Annotated in this window: 18 protein-coding genes; 5 read left to right on the top strand and 13 right to left on the bottom strand. The window is 44.9% G+C overall.

All coding sequences use genetic code 11. The features are described 5' to 3' along the window. Window positions 1–30: 30 nt before the first annotated feature. Window positions 31–420: a TIGR04086 family membrane protein gene (locus tag bslm_RS13390; protein ID WP_031315243.1), complete on the top strand. Its 390-nt coding sequence runs from the start codon at window positions 31–33 to the stop codon at window positions 418–420. A 56-nt stretch (window positions 421–476) separates the two neighbouring features. On the opposite strand, the gene yajC is transcribed toward bslm_RS13390, so the two are convergent. The 9 genes from yajC to iolG all read right to left on the bottom strand — a co-directional run bounded on the left by yajC (window position 477) and on the right by iolG (window position 7,925). Further along, window positions 477–743, bottom strand: a complete 267-nt coding sequence (yajC, locus tag bslm_RS13395; protein WP_004398708.1) for a preprotein translocase subunit YajC — start codon at window positions 741–743, stop codon at window positions 477–479. Between the two features lie 36 nt (window positions 744–779). Further along, window positions 780–1,925 carry a tRNA guanosine(34) transglycosylase Tgt gene (gene tgt / locus bslm_RS13400; protein WP_003229725.1) on the bottom strand — a complete coding sequence of 382 codons (1,146 nt, stop codon included), beginning with the start codon at window positions 1,923–1,925 and terminating at the stop codon, window positions 780–782. A 26-nt stretch (window positions 1,926–1,951) separates the two neighbouring features. Further along, entirely contained in the window at window positions 1,952–2,980 is a 1,029-nt protein-coding gene (gene queA, locus bslm_RS13405; RefSeq protein WP_003229723.1) for a tRNA preQ1(34) S-adenosylmethionine ribosyltransferase-isomerase QueA, read from the bottom strand. Between the two features lie 29 nt (window positions 2,981–3,009). Then, window positions 3,010–3,210, bottom strand: coding sequence for a DUF2905 domain-containing protein (locus tag bslm_RS13410; protein ID WP_003222669.1), 201 nt, complete (start codon window positions 3,208–3,210; stop codon window positions 3,010–3,012). Further along, window positions 3,203–4,207, bottom strand: a complete 1,005-nt coding sequence (gene ruvB, locus bslm_RS13415; protein ID WP_046381239.1) for a Holliday junction branch migration DNA helicase RuvB — start codon at window positions 4,205–4,207, stop codon at window positions 3,203–3,205. Before ruvB ends, bslm_RS13410 begins: the two co-directional genes overlap by 8 nt. Before the next feature lie 10 nt (window positions 4,208–4,217). Continuing rightward, complete coding sequence (ruvA, locus tag bslm_RS13420; protein ID WP_046381240.1) at window positions 4,218–4,823, bottom strand: Holliday junction branch migration protein RuvA; 606 nt, start codon at window positions 4,821–4,823, stop codon at window positions 4,218–4,220. 138 nt (window positions 4,824–4,961) lie between these two features. Next, window positions 4,962–5,474 carry a sporulation cell-cell signaling protein BofC gene (bofC, locus tag bslm_RS13425; protein WP_003229715.1) on the bottom strand — a complete coding sequence of 171 codons (513 nt, stop codon included), beginning with the start codon at window positions 5,472–5,474 and terminating at the stop codon, window positions 4,962–4,964. A 47-nt stretch (window positions 5,475–5,521) separates the two neighbouring features. Beyond that, on the bottom strand, window positions 5,522–6,829 hold the full coding sequence (locus tag bslm_RS13430) for an MFS transporter (RefSeq protein ID WP_046381241.1): 1,308 nt from the start codon (window positions 6,827–6,829) through the stop codon (window positions 5,522–5,524). Window positions 6,830–6,899: 70 nt separating this feature from the next. Further along, complete coding sequence (gene iolG, locus bslm_RS13435) at window positions 6,900–7,925, bottom strand: inositol 2-dehydrogenase (protein ID WP_046381242.1); 1,026 nt, start codon at window positions 7,923–7,925, stop codon at window positions 6,900–6,902. A 237-nt stretch (window positions 7,926–8,162) separates the two neighbouring features. Between iolG and bslm_RS13440 the strand changes: the two genes are divergently transcribed. Further along, the gene (locus bslm_RS13440; RefSeq protein WP_003246159.1) at window positions 8,163–8,810 is read left to right on the top strand and encodes a phosphotransferase; all 648 of its coding nucleotides are present in this window, start codon (window positions 8,163–8,165) and stop codon (window positions 8,808–8,810) included. Between the two features lie 45 nt (window positions 8,811–8,855). Here bslm_RS13440 and bslm_RS21410 read toward each other — a convergent pair whose 3' ends face one another. Continuing rightward, on the bottom strand, window positions 8,856–8,978 hold the full coding sequence (locus bslm_RS21410; protein WP_003229707.1) for a hypothetical protein: 123 nt from the start codon (window positions 8,976–8,978) through the stop codon (window positions 8,856–8,858). Between the two features lie 200 nt (window positions 8,979–9,178). On the opposite strand from bslm_RS21410, the gene bslm_RS21530 reads away from it, so the two are divergent. The 3 genes from bslm_RS21530 (at window position 9,179) to bslm_RS13455 (ending at window position 11,270) form a co-directional block, all read left to right on the top strand. Continuing rightward, window positions 9,179–9,505 carry a DUF5412 family protein gene (locus bslm_RS21530; protein ID WP_175405008.1) on the top strand — a complete coding sequence of 109 codons (327 nt, stop codon included), beginning with the start codon at window positions 9,179–9,181 and terminating at the stop codon, window positions 9,503–9,505. Between the two features lie 6 nt (window positions 9,506–9,511). Beyond that, the gene (locus bslm_RS20960) at window positions 9,512–9,652 is read left to right on the top strand and encodes a hypothetical protein (RefSeq protein ID WP_017696343.1); all 141 of its coding nucleotides are present in this window, start codon (window positions 9,512–9,514) and stop codon (window positions 9,650–9,652) included. Between the two features lie 163 nt (window positions 9,653–9,815). Beyond that, on the top strand, window positions 9,816–11,270 hold the full coding sequence (locus bslm_RS13455) for an alanine/glycine:cation symporter family protein (protein WP_017696342.1): 1,455 nt from the start codon (window positions 9,816–9,818) through the stop codon (window positions 11,268–11,270). A 40-nt stretch (window positions 11,271–11,310) separates the two neighbouring features. Here the strand turns inward: bslm_RS13455 and bslm_RS13460 are convergent, their stop codons facing one another. From bslm_RS13460 to safA, 3 genes are all read right to left on the bottom strand, one after another. Continuing rightward, window positions 11,311–12,033 (bottom strand): YebC/PmpR family DNA-binding transcriptional regulator, encoded by a 723-nt coding sequence (locus bslm_RS13460; protein WP_046381503.1) that lies wholly within the window; start codon window positions 12,031–12,033, stop codon window positions 11,311–11,313. 102 nt (window positions 12,034–12,135) lie between these two features. After that, a complete protein-coding gene (gene sgpA, locus bslm_RS13465; protein ID WP_015714450.1) occupies window positions 12,136–12,732 on the bottom strand; it encodes a spore germination protein SgpA in 597 nt (198 codons plus the stop codon). A 147-nt stretch (window positions 12,733–12,879) separates the two neighbouring features. Next, a complete protein-coding gene (gene safA / locus bslm_RS13470) occupies window positions 12,880–14,043 on the bottom strand; it encodes a spore coat assembly protein SafA (RefSeq protein ID WP_021480233.1) in 1,164 nt (387 codons plus the stop codon). Window positions 14,044–14,071 lie beyond the last annotated feature (28 nt).

Raw genomic sequence — 14,071 nt, forward strand, 5'->3', positions numbered from 1 at the left:
CCTTTTAATACAGGCAGAAAGGAGACAATCATGGAGGAGACGAAACAAGTTGGAAAAGGCATTCTTTACGGCTTAATCGCCATATTTGCAGCCATGCTCCTGACAAGTTTGGCGGTTTCACTTTTATTGACCGCAACCTCGCTGGAAGAATCATCATTTAACTGGCTGATCACAGCTATCTCATTTCTCTCTTTATTTATCGGCGGGTTCATTTCAGGCGGGAAAGGCAAGGAAAGAGGCTGGATGATTGGCGCATTGACCGCCTTAAGTTTTTCTCTGATTATCTTATTGTTTCAGTATTTAGGATTCGGAAAGACATTTACAGCAGAACAGCTGATCTTCCATCTGGGATTTTTAGGGGTGTGCATGCTGGGCGGGATTTTCGGCGTGAACATGAGGGGAAACAGGTCTTCCACATAAAAAAGAGCGGGCTCACTTGCCCGCTCTTTTTTGTTTGCTATGTATAGCTCCTGCTGTTATTCAGCAGCAGAAACTTCTCTGATCGCGCGGCGGTCGAACGTAAGACGTGTGTTATCACCAGTCTTAATTACGACTTTGCTTTCGTCGATAGAGTCAACAGTACCGTGCAATCCCCCGATTGTCACTACTGAATCGCCTTTTTTCAGTTCCTCTTGCATTTGGCGTACAGCCTTTTGCTGCTTTTGCTGAGGACGAATCAGCAAGAAGTAAAGGACCGCAAACATTAAAATAATAGGAACCAATGTACCTAAAGTGCCAGTCATCATTTTCACCCCTTTCTGTAAGCCTGTTATGTTTATTTAGAAGCTTTTCGCATTTGGCTTGTTATAGCCGTAACGCTCAAAGAACTCTTCTCTGAAATCACCCAGACGATCCTCGCGAATAGCCTGTCTTACCTGCTCCATTAAGTGTAACAGAAAATGAAGGTTATGGTAAGTTGTTAATCGAAGACCGAATGTTTCATTGCAGCGAATCAAGTGCCTAATGTACGCGCGAGTGTAGTTTTTACATGTATAGCAATCACACTCTTCATCAATCGGACGGAAGTCTCTTTCAAATTTCGCATTTTTCATATTGAGTCGTCCTTCAGCAGTAAACACTGTGCCGTTTCTTGCAATCCGTGTAGGCAGCACACAGTCAAACATATCGACCCCGCGGATCGCTCCGTCGATCAGTGCGTCCGGAGAACCTACTCCCATCAGATATCTCGGTTTATCCTTCGGCAAGAGCGGTGTTGTGAATTCGAGTACACGGTTCATGACATCCTTCGGTTCACCTACAGACAATCCGCCTATAGCATATCCCGGAAAATCAAGCGAAATCAAGTCCTTCGCACTTTGTGTCCGCAGATCTTCATATTCTCCGCCTTGTACAATACCAAACAGCCCTTGTTCATCCTGACGATTGTGGGCATTCAGGCAGCGTTCCGCCCAGCGGCTTGTCCGTTCAACTGACCTCTTCATGTAGTCGTACTCCGCCGGGTATGGCGGGCATTCGTCAAACGCCATCATAATATCAGAGCCGAGTGCGTTTTGGATCTCCATCGCTTTTTCCGGAGATAAAAACAGCTTGTCTCCATTTAGATGATTGCGGAAATGGACACCCTCTTCCTCTATATTACGAAACTTGCTTAAAGAAAAGACCTGAAAACCGCCTGAATCTGTTAAAATTGCGCGGTCCCAGTTCATAAATTTATGGAGCCCGCCCGCTTCTTTGACAATGTCTTGGCCCGGACGAAGCCATAGATGATAAGTGTTGCTCAAAATGATGCCTGCATCCATTGCTTTCAGCTCTTCAGGCGACATTGTTTTGACTGTCGCCAGTGTGCCGACCGGCATAAAAACCGGCGTTTCGAAGGAGCCGTGAGGCGTATGCACTTTGCCCAGCCGCGCTCCTGTTTGTTTGCATTCTTTTATAAATTCATAGCGTATTGGTTGTTCAGCCACTTTTGATGAGGCCTCCTGTTCTCAAATTATATAATCAGCATCGCGTCTCCGAAGCTGAAGAAACGGTATTCCTCTTCCACTGCATGGTTATAGGCACGCAGAATGTTTTCTCTTCCAGCAAGCGCGCTGACCAGCATAATCAATGACGATTTCGGCAAATGGAAGTTTGTAATCATTCCGTCAATGGCTTTAAATTCATAGCCCGGATAAATAAAAATAGATGTCCAGCCGCTTGATGCTTTAAATTGCCCGTCATGTTCCCCGGCAATCGTCTCAAGCGTGCGTGTCGAGGTCGTGCCGACAGAAATGATCCGGCCGCCATTTTCTCTTACTTTGTTTAAGGCTGCAGCCGTTTCTTCTGACATTTGATAAAACTCTGCATGCATATTATGCTCTTCCACTTCATCGGCACTCACAGGGCGAAACGTTCCAAGGCCTACGTGCAGTGTGATGAACTCAATTTGCACGCCTTTGTCTTTCAGCTGCTGTAAGATTTCTTCCGTGAAGTGAAGGCCAGCTGTAGGCGCAGCAGCAGAGCCGATTTCTTTTGAATACACTGTCTGGTAGCGCTCTTTGTCATCAAGCTGTTCTTTGATATATGGAGGGAGCGGCATCTCTCCAAGGGATTCAAGCACCTCGTAGAAAATACCGTCATATTGAAATTCCATCTTTCTGCCGCCGTGCTCAAGCTCTTCCGTGCAGATTGCCTTCAATCTTCCGTCTCCAAATGTGACAACAGTTCCTTTTTTCACCCGTTTCGCCGGTTTGGCAAGTGTTTCCCATTTATCACCGGTTTCCTGTTTCAACAAAAGAAGTTCCACTTTTGCGCCGGTATCCTCTTTTGTGCCGAATAACCGCGCAGGCAGTACCCGGGTATTGTTCAGGACTAGACAATCGCCTTCGTTAAAGAAGCTGATAATGTGTTTAAACGAGCTGTCAGTAAGCTCTCCTGTATGTTTATCGAGCACCATCAGCCTTGAAGCATCACGCTGCTCCAACGGTACTTGTGCAATTAAACGTTCTGGTAGTTCAAAATCAAATAAATCGACTTTCATGATGATTTCACCTTTATTCTAGTCTTTTGTTATTTCATTCTGCCAAAAAGATTAAGCAAAATTGATAATACCACACTTATAATAATACAAGTGACAACCGGGAAGAAAAACGTGACATTTCCTTTTTTTACAAAAATATCTCCCGGCATCTTGCCGACAAAATGCAAAACTGCTCCGATAATAAGCAAAACAGCACCAAGAATCATAATGATCTTCGGAAATTCAGTCATATCGGGGAGCCTCCATTTGGAAATGATGATAAACGGCCGGTGTCACGATCCTTCCACGCGGCGTTCTTTGTATAAATCCAATTTGCAGCAGATATGGTTCATATACGTCTTCAATCGTATGCGATTCCTCGCCGATGGTAGCTGAAATCGTATCAAGGCCTACTGGGCCGCCGTTGAATTTTTCGATCATGCCCATCAGCAGCTTATGATCAATATGATCCAAACCGAGGCGGTCAACCTGAAGCCGCTCCAGCGCATTCTTAGAAATGTCTTCCGTAATCCTGCTGTCACCCAGCACTTGGGCGAAATCGCGCACCCTTCTCAGCAGGCGGTTCGCCACGCGGGGCGTCCCTCTCGATCTTCTTGCAATTTCAAGAGCCGACGGTTTATCAATCTCAACCTCGAATACATCAGCGGTTCTTGTGACAATATCCGCCAGTTCTTCTTGTGTATAGTACTCAAGGCGAGACATGACGCCGAATCTGTCTCTTAAAGGAGCCGTCAAAAGCCCCACCCTCGTCGTGGCTCCCACCAGCGTAAAAGGCGGAAGGTCGAGCCGAACCGAGCGGGCAGATGGGCCTTTGCCAATCACAATGTCCAGGCAAAAGTCTTCCATTGCAGGATAAAGCACCTCTTCGATCGATCTGTGCAGCCTATGTATTTCATCAATAAATAATACATCTCCCGGTTCCAGCGCCGTTAATATAGCAGCCAAATCACCAGGCCTTTCAATCGCAGGCCCTGATGTCGTCCGCAATTCCACTCCCATTTCATTAGCAACAATCGAAGCAAGCGTTGTTTTTCCGAGTCCGGGCGGCCCGTACAGAAGAACATGATCCAGCGTCTCCTGTCTCATTTTCGCCGCATCTATAAACACGCGCAAATTTTCTTTTACCTTATGCTGTCCGATATACTGTGCCAGATTTTGCGGCCTCAGGCTTTGCTCTATCACTGATTCATGGTTGTCTGCTTCACTTGAGACGAGCCGTTCATCCATGAACATCACCTTACTTTAATAGTTTTTGTAATGCTTTTTTCACATATTGGTCTGTTGTCAGCCCAATTTCTTCTTTAAGGTGAGGAAGCACCTTTTTGATTTCTTTTTCAGCATATCCGAGAACCCTGAGGGCTTCAAGTGCTTCTTCAAGAGCCGTTTCCGCTGTTTGCTTTTCAAGCCTTTCTTCATGATTAAACAGATTTTCAATCATTTCAGGCACAACATCTGCCAGCTTTCCTTTTAAATCTAGAATAATCTGGCGTGCGGTTTTCTTTCCTACTCCAGGAAACTTGACCAAAAAAGCTTCATCCTCATCTTCAATTGCTTGGATGACCGCTCCGGGATCACCCGAGCCCAAGATGGCAAGTGCTCCTTTCGGGCCAATTCCGGTCACGTTTAACAGCTTTATAAAGAGCGCCTTCTCCTCTCTTGTTGAAAAACCGTAAAGCGAAAAAGCATCCTCTCTGATATGATGGTATGTAAAAATCGTTTCTTGGCTTCTCTCCTTATATATGAACGGATTCGGCGTGAAAATCTGATAGCCGATGCCGCCGTTCTCTATGACAATATATTGGGGAGATACATAATCAATCGTCCCTTTAACAAATTCAATCACGCAAATTCACCTCTTTGACTGTTCTTCATTGTACCATAAAAACAGCCAAAGTCTTATAGAAAAGTTAACATATGTTCGCTTCTCTCTCATTCTTTCACGAAAAAAAAGACATGAATTCATGTCTTCAATCAGCGGGCGTTACCCGCTGTATGTCTTCATATGTTCGATGACATCCTCAAACTCCGCTTTTGTCCGAAATGGAATGCCTTTCAGCAGATTTTTTTGCATATGGCTTTCCAGCCTTTCTAAATCAATTTGAAAAAAAGACTGAATTGGTTCGGAAGCTGGCTCAGGCCGCCCATGAAAAGTGGAAATCACTCCATTATCCGATACACCGATATACCCGTTGACCTTGCTGAGCGGAGAAATATCGTCCATTTGCTTCCGAAAGAGCACATATCCCTTTTTTTGTTCCACAAGCGTCCATCCGGCATAAGCTGCCCAAAAATCATCCATAGAAAACACTTTTTCATGCTTATGCTCAATGCTGACATCGCCGTCCAAATACACCTTTTCAAGCTGCACATGCACCTGCAGCGGCTCATAGTGCTCCACTTCCGCGCCAAGTGCGCGGGAAGGAGCTCCTATTAAAAATACTGCCGCTGAGCAAAGAATGCCCAGCAAAAGATACGCCGTGCTGAATCGTTTCACCCTCTACACCTCTTTGCACACGTTTATGATTAGTTTGACCAAAGAGGCTACTGCTTAACCGTTTTATCAAAATTTGTCTGCACATTTTCCCTGACAAACCGTTCCTCCGTATACACATCTGTGCTTTGCTCAGAAATTGTCAAGAATCGCGTCAGAAAGGCACTGAAAAAATACAATGCCGCAAAGATCCAAATCACGCCGCCTGCACCGAGCGGCCCAATGAAAAGACTCACGATGCCCGGCGCGATAAACGCACATAAACCAGATCCCAAATTCAACACTGACATGGCAGCACCTTTATTATCAGGTGCAAGCGTCGGCAAAAGCGCGCTTAATGGGACGTACCCTGCTAAAGCCGCGCCGTAGCAGCAGGCGATAATCATGAGCACCCAATACTGATGCCCGATCAGCTGAGGCGTGTAATACAGCGCCAGCGTAAAAATACCGCATCCGACACCGCCAAACCACATGACCGTATTGCGCCAGCCAAGTTTATCTCCGACTGCACCGAAAATGATATTAAACACAATATTCACAAAAAACAGCGTCCCCCATATTTGCAGCCATTCCGAAACCGAATACCCGTATCGTGCTAAATAAGTAGGAAGAAAGATGGCAAATCCAAATTGTCCTATCGCATTAATCGTCTTGACCACTCCGCCGATGCCTACCTTAGGGTTTTCAAACATAATTGTATATGCCTTCGACAATTCTTTCCATTTCGGCTGATCTTGTTTTTGTATCGGAGTAAATTTATCTTTGTTAAAAAACAAGGCCAGAAATCCGCCTGCCGCCACAAACAGTAAAGCGCTCCAAAGCGTATTGATTTCTCCAAAGGCCGGAACCGCATAGCTGGAATAGAACGGGCCGAGCACGTTAAGGCCGCACGTAAACATAAACCAAAACCATCCGACGGCTTTTCCGAGAATATTTTGAGAGGTGCTGTATGACACCCATACGAGAAAAGAGTATGCAAACAGCGGATATCCCAAGCCTCTAAGAGCATAGCTGCCCAAGAGAGCCGGATAATACATATGAGGAATCGCCCAGCCGATAAAAGCGGCCGAACCGAGGATAAATGCAAGCAATCCGATAGTCATCGTTTTTCTCGGCCCCCAAGTTTGGACAAACGTTCCTGAGAGCCAAGCTGAGATGGTGACAGCAATGCCATACATGGTAAATAACGATGCGGATTGCTGCATACTGAGACCATGATCAACGAGAAAAGGAGACAGCCAGCCTTGTTCGAGGCCGTCTCCAACCATAAAGATGACAACGCCAATATAACCCCAAACCATGTGAGAAGGAATTCCGATTTTGTTCAAAACATTTCCTTTAGCATGTACTGTATTCATTTTCTCCACCGCCTACTTAAAGTATCAATGGAGTATATACCCAAGCTTGCTGAATTGTAATCCTGTTAGATTAAAAAGCGATTTTTTCAGAGTGCTCAATGCTGACAGGCATGCCAAAAGCAAGCGATTGCTGTGCTGCTCTGGCGATCCTTCCGGCCTGTAAACCGTCATTGCCGGTGCAGGGAGTCTCCTGGTTTGTGCCGATCGCTTCTGCAAAACGGAGAATCTCCTCCTCATATGAATCCTTATAGCGTTCAAGGAAAAAGAAATGCGGTTTATCCTTCATCACAAAATCAGCTGTTGACACCTCAACCGTTGTCGGCCTGCTATTGTCAGCCGCTGCAGAGCCTTTCGTCCCGAAAACCTCAACCCGCTGGTCATATCCGTACACAGCTTGGCGGCTGTTATCAATCACAGCCATGGCACCGTTTTCAAAAGTCAGTGTAATAACAGCTGTATCAATATCACCCAGCTCTGCAAAAGAAGGATTCACCAAAGCCGCCCCTTTGGCATACACTTCCGTCACTTCGCTTCCCATAATATATCTGGCCATATCAAAATCATGGATCGACATATCCATAAACAATCCGCCTGACGTACGGACATAATCTATATTCGGGGGTTCTGGGTCCCGGGACGTGATTTTTAATAAATGAGGTGTACCGATTTCACCATTTTCAACAATCGTTTTGATTTTCTTAAAATGAGGATCAAAGCGGCGGTTAAATCCGACTTGAAGTGTTACCCCGTGTTTCCGGACAGCCGCAAGCGCTTCACTCGTTTCGTCCAGAGAGAAACTAACGGGCTTCTCACAAAATATATGCTTTTTCGCCTCGGCTGCTTCTTTGATCATCTGTGCATGTACGGCTGTAGGAGAGCAAATAAAAATAGCATCAATATCAGGATCATGTAATAAATCACGATAATCAGAGGTTATGTATTCAATCTGATGACTGTCGGCCCAGCTTTTTATACGGCTTGCCTGAATGTCAGAGACTGCTTTTATTTTCATGTGAGGAATCCGGCTTATATTTTGAACATGAAGTTTGCCGATGCGGCCTGCACCGATAATCCCTGTCACAATCTGTTTTGTCATGGCTTCTTCCCCCTTGATCATTCACGAAAGCGCTTTATTTAAAATTAATACTATCCCATTTGTAAGCGCTTTTCAAGAATGGAAATTAAACGTTCTATGTCTCTTTTATCACAATTCATGCTTATAAGTAGCCTTCTTCTTCAAGACCAGATACACTAGAATTAGGCTCTTTTTCCTGAACAGTTTATGATTTTCCTATAAACAGCTGCATAAAATAGAGCAAAGAAGGTGAATGAAATGCTGACAAAAGCAGAGGCACTGGCCCATACCGTCATATACCGCAAGAACAGCAGATTTGATAAAGTCAAAGAGAAATCCGAGGAATTAACACTAATCGGCAAGGGAAGAAGCGCCTATGTGTTTGCCTTAACAGAAGGCGGTCGAAAAATGGCGCTGAAAGTATTTTTTCCGGAATATCAAGCGACAGCAGTCAAAGAAGCAGCGATCTATGAAAAATTAGCCGGGTCCGCATTCTATCCTGACATTTACGAAACTGGCGATTCATTTATTCTCATGGAATATATTAAAGGTGAAACCTTTTATAACTGTCTGAAGAAAGGCATTGCGATCAGTGATGACATGATTCAGCAGGTTGAAGAAGCACTTTCTGACGCCCGGGCTGCCGGCCTGAACCCGTCAGATATCCATTTGCGGAATCTGATATTGACAGAAACCGGGGCGGTGCGGGTGATTGATGTTGCGAGATTTGAGCAGACAAAAACATGCACGCAGTGGGACGACTTAAAATCCGCATATCATGCACTCTACAAAAAACCGATATTCCCCAAAAAGATTCCGGGTTTTTGGCTGGAGATCATCGCATTTTTATATAAGAAAGATTGGTTTCAAAAGCATTTCGCACAGCGGAAAAGAAAATATTCTTAAATCAAAAAGGCAGCCGCACAAGCGGCTGCCTTTATCATGTATTTTTTACTTTCTGACGGCAGAAATCAGTTTCATTTGTTCAGGCGACAGCTTAATTCGATAGCCTCTCACAGTTAAGTAGACCGCTTCTGGGTCCTTCTCGCCGGAATGACAATACGTTTTCTCCATTTCTGTCTCCCCTCACCCTTTATTGGCTTTATTTCATCTTATCATTGCTTTATTAAGGTAATTTTAAAGAAATGTAAAGATCATATGAATCCGATATATAGTAAAATGAGAGAAAAAAAGGGAGAGACATTAAGACACGCAGCAACATCCCGCTTATTATGTTTGCCCTGCTGGTCTTCTTCGGCGGCGCCATCTATTGGATGTTATTTTCACTAAAAAACGTTCCGAAAGGAAATCTCGTCCAATCGGTTGAATCGCCGGACGGCAGCTATACGTTAAACACTTATGTATCCGAAAACACCTTGAGCTTAGATGCAGCCAGAGGTGAACTTGCAAATGAAAAAACACTTGTCAAGAGAACAATCTACTGGAATTACCCAGACAGCCGCCCAGCAGTGACGTGGGTCAATCACAATACAGTGAAAATCGGCAATCAGACTTTACATCTTGATACTGATGAAACATATGATTGGCGAAAAGATGATCATTGGATCCGTGAAGAACCGCCGCAGGCGTCAGCGAGGTGATGAAACATGAATAAGATAAACGGAACAAATGATGACAAGCATTTCAATCATTTTGTGATTGCTTTATCCTTTATATACGGTTTGACTGAACTAGGCTATTTGTTGCTGAAGGATTTTATAACAATTGCCATAAGTTTGCCTCTGTAGAAAAACGCAGCGTAGTCGATACGCCGCGTTTTTTCTTTTTCCCTTCCTCTTCTTATTGATAATTACAGGTCATATAATGTGACAAATCGATTGTAGAAATAGTTCGATTAGACCAAAATCCTTTTTATACATGTATTCGAATTTGAAGTGAGGGGGAAGCTTGATGGCAGATTTTGTTGCTAGTTTGAATGCGGTCTTATGGAGTACGCCCGTCATTTATATTTTATTGGGAATTGGATTCGCCTTTTCAATTATGACCCGTTTTTTACAAGTCCGACATTTAAAAGAAATGATTGTTCAGATGTTCAAAGGCAAGAGCTCTGAAGCCGGCGTTTCATCTTTCCAAGCGTTATCGATTGCGCTGTCCGGCCGTGTGGGCACAGGAAACATCGCGGGAGTGGCGACAGCAATTGCATTCGGCGGACCCGGTGCAGTGTTCTGGATGTGGGCGATTGCCTTTATCGGGGCGGCGAGTGCCTTTGTAGAATCAACGCTTGCTCAAATTTACAAAGTGAAACAAGACGGTCAATATCGGGGCGGCCCTGCTTATTATATAGAAAAAGGCTTAGGCATTAAGTGGTTTGCCGTCTTATTTGCCGCTGCTGCCCTTATTGCAATGGCCTTTCTAATGCCGGGCGTACAGTCCAACTCCATTGCGGCTGGGATCCAAAATGCATTCGGTATCTCTCCTTTCGTCACAGGGTGTGGTCTGGTTTTATTATTAGGGTTCATTATTTTTGGCGGCGTCAAACGAATTGCCAGTGCGGCGCAAATGATTGTTCCATTTATGGCCATTGGATATATCCTGCTGTCTTTGATTATTATTGTCATGAATGTGTCTGAATTACCTGCTGTGCTCTCATTAATATTCAAAAGCGCCTTTGCATTGGATTCCGCTTTTGGCGGCTTGATCGGCATGGCGATTTCCTGGGGCGTTAAACGTGGCATTTACTCAAACGAAGCCGGCCAGGGAACAGGCCCGCATCCGGCAGCCGCTGCAGAGGTTTCTCATCCGGTCAAGCAGGGACTGGTTCAGGCATTTTCTGTTTATATTGACACCTTGTTTGTATGTTCCGCTACAGCTTTCATGATCTTGTTTACCGGCATGTACAATACCCAGGCTGCAGATGGTTCCTTTATCGTTCACCAGCTTAAAGGCGTAGAAGCAGGACCTGGTTTCACACAAGCGGCAATTGACAGTGTTCTTCCCGGATTCGGTGCAGGCTTTGTTGCCATCGCTTTATTCTTCTTCGCTTTTACAACAATTATGGCGTATTACTACATCGCAGAAACAAATATCGCCTATTTAGCACGAGGCAGAGAAAGCAAATGGGCAATGCTTGGCTTAAAACTGATTATTTTAGCCGCCACATTCTATGGTACTGTGAAAACAGCTTCACTAGCTTGGGCATTAGGGGATGCAGGGCTTGGCATTATGGTATGGCTGAACGTCATTGCCATTGTGCTGCTTGCCAAACCGGCGCTTCTTGCTTTAAAGGATTATGAGCGCCAAAAGAAGCAGGGCTTAGACCCGGTCTTTGATCCAAAAGCGCTGGGTATCAAAAACGCTGATTTCTGGGAGAAAGAATACACTCATGATAGTGAACGTGTCTCCTGAACATACTAAAACCGGCCCGATATGACATCGTGCCGGTTTTTTATGAGCGATAGTTTGTATACACTTCTTGAACATCATCGTCATCTTCAAAGATGTCTATTAATGTTTCCAGCTTCTCAACAGCCTGATCATCGGCATCTGCATAGGTATTGGGAAGCATGGTCACCTCCGCCGAAGAAATTGGATATTTCGATTCGAGGGCTGTTTTCACCTCTTCAAAATGCTCAGGCTCTGTGAAAACCTCATATAGGTCTTCTTCAATTCGCAGCTCTTCTCCTCCTGCTTCAAGCACATCAAGCATGAGCTCATCTTCTTCTATTTGCCGTTCAGTGCGGTCTATCGTAATGAAACCCTTCCGTTCAAATAAAAAGGCTACACATCCGCTTTCTCCCAGACTTCCGCCATTTTTATTAAAGGCTGTCCGCACATTTGACGCCGTTCGGTTTTTATTATCTGTTACGCATTCAACCATGACGGCAATCCCTGAAGGGCCGTAGCCTTCATAGGTGATTTCTTCATAACTGCTTCCATCTTGGCCTCCCGCAGCTTTTTTAATGGCCCGATCTATATTTTCATTCGGCATATTGGCGCCTTTTGCTTTTTCGATGACAAGACGCAATGCTGAATTTGCTTCTGGATCCGCTCCGCCTTCTTTCGCTGCCACATAGATTTCTTTTGCCAGCTTCATAAATATTTTGCCGCGCTTTGCATCCTGTGCATTTTTTCTTTTTTGAATGTTTTTCCACTTGGAATGGCCTGCCATGTTTTCACCTTCTTTTACATTTTCTATGTACACTTTAATGGGAATTGTTCGCTGATGCAAAGAAAAAGGCTGCCGAATATCACTTCCGGCAGCCCTTCCTTCCTAGCGGTTGTTCATTTTATGAAGTTTTCTGAACAGCCCTTTATCTGTTGATACTTGAACGTCACGGCCATTTGCATAGTTGCGCGCTGCTTTTACGACATTATCTCTGTCAGACTTTGTGAACTCTCTGTGGCTTTTGACTGCGATAACTACTCGGTCATCCGATACCATAACTTGTGTGTCATTGATGTTTTTCACTTGTTTCACACGGTTGGCAATTTTTGCAGCCAGTCTTCTGTTTTCTTGGTTGTCATACCCGTTGTTCGCTGCATTCCGATTCATGTTTCGGTTATTCGTGTTGTTATATGTTCCGTCAGTTGCCAAAGGAACACGATCGTCAGCAGTAACACGGTCACGGTTATTTACATTCGTGGTGTTTCGGTTACCGTCGTTCTGATCCTCCATTAATTCAGAAACAGGACCATCGTGGTCGATTCCGTCTCCCTGTCTATCGGCGTCATTTTCATTTGTATAATATCCGATTGGACGGGTATTGCCGTTATTGCGCGTATCATTCATAGCATTATCGTTTGCTCCGCATGCTGTTAAGCCGGCTGTCATTAGAATCAGGCTAGCGATCGTCATTTTTTTACCCAATGGAAAAACCCCCCGTGGACGAATTGAGCATGTTTGCTCGCTTTTATCATGTGCGTATGGGAGGCATGTTAAGCGTGTCAGTTCTCTCCATTTGGCAGTGATCAGCTTGAAAATAAAAAAAGGAACGATTTACATCGTTCCGAACGATCACTCATTTTCTTCTTCCGGCCGGCCAAACATTTGGTTTACAGAAGGCTGGTTCGTCATTGGCATAGAAACTCCTGCCGAATATGGGTTTGGATTTGGGTTAGCTGTGCCATATGGCATATTAGGGCTTCCATAAGCTCCCATTCCCGAATGGCCAGGCGCAGAGAAATATGGCTGATGATCACCGTCACAGCCGCAGTCGTCATGATCTTTGTATGGCATGTAACCATGAGCCGCAGCAGGCTGGTATGCTCCCATTACTTGGGGAGTGCCGTAATAAGGGCCATACGGCATATGTCCATACGGAGATCCATAAGCCGGAGATGCGTATTGCGGCGCACCGTATGAACCGTAATGTCCGTGATGGCTGTTTTCATGATGCTGGTTTTCATAACCCGGGTCATACTGAGGCGATACAAAGCCTGGCTGGTATCCATGCATCGGATGCATTGGATAAGCTTGTGCCGGATAGTACGGATAGCATAATCCTGATCCTGGAAGAATTGGCGAAACAGGCACCGGACACGGTACGAAATGAGCCGGATAATGATAATAAGGCTGAACAGCCGGCATCGGCATATTCGGAACTGTGTGATGAACGTTTTCCTCTTCTACACCGCCTACCTCTGGCGCCTTTGGCATATTAGGCATATTCGGATAATTTGCATTTTCCATATTACTCATAGCCTCCTGTTGTGGAAATTGGTCTTGCATATGATACATATGATCCATATTTCCGTCATGATGTTTTTTTGGCTCCTCCGGTTTAGGAGGCGACCAAGGCTGGAAAAGCTGTTTCATATCATAATAATCGTTCACATCAGCTTCAGGGTACACATTTTCCTGCAAATTAGGCATCGGCGGGACATACGGCATGGACTTCTTTTCTTTCGGCTTTGTGTCTTCTACATCGACAACGGATTTAGGCTTCTCTTTCGCATATGGATGTTCTTGCTTCACACTCCCGGCCGCAGGACTTTTGCCCGCTTTTGGCTCTTTTCTGACCGGGACTCCTTCTGACGGCACTTTTATTTTCATTCCAGGCATGATTAAGTCTGGATTGCTAAGCTGTGTATTGAGTTTTTTCACTTCCTCAACATCGACTCCGTACTTTTCAGCTATTTTCCAGAGCGAATCGCCTTTTTGAACGATATGGATTTTCAACGTTTTCCCCTCCTATGCAAAACGTGAA

This window comes from Bacillus sp. LM 4-2 (assembly GCF_000978495.1).
Lineage (GTDB): Bacteria > Bacillota > Bacilli > Bacillales > Bacillaceae > Bacillus > Bacillus subtilis.

Bases quoted from the DNA above. Each gene is read 5' to 3' on its own strand.
- bslm_RS13390 (WP_031315243.1), top strand. From the start codon at position 31: ATGGAGGAGACGAAACAAGTTGGAAAAGGCATTCTTTACGGCTTAATC.
- yajC (WP_004398708.1), bottom strand. From the start codon at position 743: ATGACTGGCACTTTAGGTACATTGGTTCCTATTATTTTAATGTTTGCG.
- queA (WP_003229723.1), bottom strand. From the start codon at position 2,980: ATGAAAGTCGATTTATTTGATTTTGAACTACCAGAACGTTTAATTGCA.
- bslm_RS13410 (WP_003222669.1), bottom strand. From the start codon at position 3,210: ATGACTGAATTTCCGAAGATCATTATGATTCTTGGTGCTGTTTTGCTT.
- ruvB (WP_046381239.1), bottom strand. From the start codon at position 4,207: ATGGATGAACGGCTCGTCTCAAGTGAAGCAGACAACCATGAATCAGTG.
- bslm_RS13430 (WP_046381241.1), bottom strand. From the start codon at position 6,829: ATGAATACAGTACATGCTAAAGGAAATGTTTTGAACAAAATCGGAATT.
- iolG (WP_046381242.1), bottom strand. From the start codon at position 7,925: ATGACAAAACAGATTGTGACAGGGATTATCGGTGCAGGCCGCATCGGC.
- bslm_RS13440 (WP_003246159.1), top strand. From the start codon at position 8,163: ATGCTGACAAAAGCAGAGGCACTGGCCCATACCGTCATATACCGCAAG.
- bslm_RS21410 (WP_003229707.1), bottom strand. From the start codon at position 8,978: ATGGAGAAAACGTATTGTCATTCCGGCGAGAAGGACCCAGAAGCGGTC.
- bslm_RS21530 (WP_175405008.1), top strand. From the start codon at position 9,179: ATGTTATTTTCACTAAAAAACGTTCCGAAAGGAAATCTCGTCCAATCG.
- bslm_RS20960 (WP_017696343.1), top strand. From the start codon at position 9,512: ATGAATAAGATAAACGGAACAAATGATGACAAGCATTTCAATCATTTT.
- bslm_RS13455 (WP_017696342.1), top strand. From the start codon at position 9,816: ATGGCAGATTTTGTTGCTAGTTTGAATGCGGTCTTATGGAGTACGCCC.
- bslm_RS13460 (WP_046381503.1), bottom strand. From the start codon at position 12,033: ATGGCAGGCCATTCCAAGTGGAAAAACATTCAAAAAAGAAAAAATGCA.